The sequence below is a fragment of the Cellulomonas septica genome, assembly GCF_012396155.1.
Classification (GTDB): domain Bacteria; phylum Actinomycetota; class Actinomycetes; order Actinomycetales; family Cellulomonadaceae; genus Cellulomonas; species Cellulomonas septica.
The window spans coordinates 1-1,257 of sequence record NZ_JAAXOY010000836.1; the positions used below are offsets into that span (position 1 = coordinate 1).

Below are 1,257 nucleotides of genomic sequence, written 5' to 3' on the forward strand. Positions count from 1 at the left end.
GTCGTCGACGACCACGACGGGCAGGTCCGGGCGCGCGCGGCGCAGCGCCTGCACGAGCGTCACCAGGCGGGCGTCCGGCTCGTAGGCCGGGACCAGGACGACCACGGCTCAGCCGTCCGTTCCGGTCGCGGTCGTCGCCGCGGCCAGGCCGCCGACGTACAGGACGTCGGACGTCCCGCGCTCGCGGCCCTTGCCGAGCGGGTCGTTCACGAGCTCGCCGCCGAACACCATCGTCGACGAGCCGCCGCCGTCCAGGTTGTACGCGGTCGTCGCGCCGAGGTCCTGCATGATCTGCGCGAGCCCGGTCAGCGTGACGCCCGCGGAGTAGCCGGGGCTCCGCCCGTCGACGACCACGAAGACGAGGTGGTCGTCGTCCACGACGCCGACCGCGGTGCGCGGCTGGTCGCCCTGGATCGAGTGGTTGCCGACGTTCGTGTCGACCTCGACGTCCTCGATCCCGTCGACGACCTGACCGTCCTCGAGGATCGCGGGCCCGAAGGACAGGGTGTTCCACACGCCCGCCGCGACGAGCGCGTCGGCCGTCGTCGTGGTCTCGTCGTAGACCTCGACGTGCCCGTCCCGGTAGAACGCCAGCCCCTCGCGGGCCCCCTCGTCCCGGTAGACGACACCGTTGCGGATCACGATGCCCGTGTCGCGGAAGCCGTAGTAGTCGCCGTTGATCGCGAGGACGGCGTCGTTGTCGGCGGCGATGTCGGACGTCGTCTCCGTGATGTTGGTGCCGAACTGGTTCTGCGCGAACGCCGAGCGCAGGACCGTCGCGTCGGACAGCACGACGTCGGCCACGTAGTAGGTCACGGTGTCGTCGCCCGAGCCGGTCGTGACCGTGGAGACGGTGATGTCGGCGTCGTCGGACGTGTAGGTGGTGTCCGTCAGGACCCCCGACGACGCGTCGGCCGTCGTGCCGGAGGTCGTGCCGTCCGCGGCCTGCGCGGCCTCGTAGGCGTCGACGTCCCCGATCGCGACGTGCTCGACGACGTACCGGTCGAGGGCCCAGGCGGTCGTCCCGCCGAGCACGAGCACGACGGCGACGCCGGAGGCGAGGACGGCGCGCCGGACGGGCCTGGACCGGCGGCGCGAGGACGAGGGGGCTGCGGGTGTCATGCCCCGTGTCTACGGAGCGGGTCCGTGCCCGCGGTGTGGCACCGCTGTGGCCGGGCTGTGCGCCGGCCCGCCGCGCGTGCGCGGTGCGCGGTTCAGGGACGCGACGCGGCCTCGTCGAGCGGGTCCGGATCCGGG

At 73.3% G+C, this 1,257-nt stretch carries 1 protein-coding gene; it reads right to left on the minus strand.

The features are described 5' to 3' along the window. Positions 1 to 108 precede the first annotated feature (108 nt). Positions 109 to 1,122, minus strand: a complete 1,014-nt coding sequence (locus HGA02_RS19635; RefSeq protein WP_168681081.1) for a phosphodiester glycosidase family protein — start codon at positions 1,120 to 1,122, stop codon at positions 109 to 111. Positions 1,123 to 1,257: the final 135 nt, after the last annotated feature.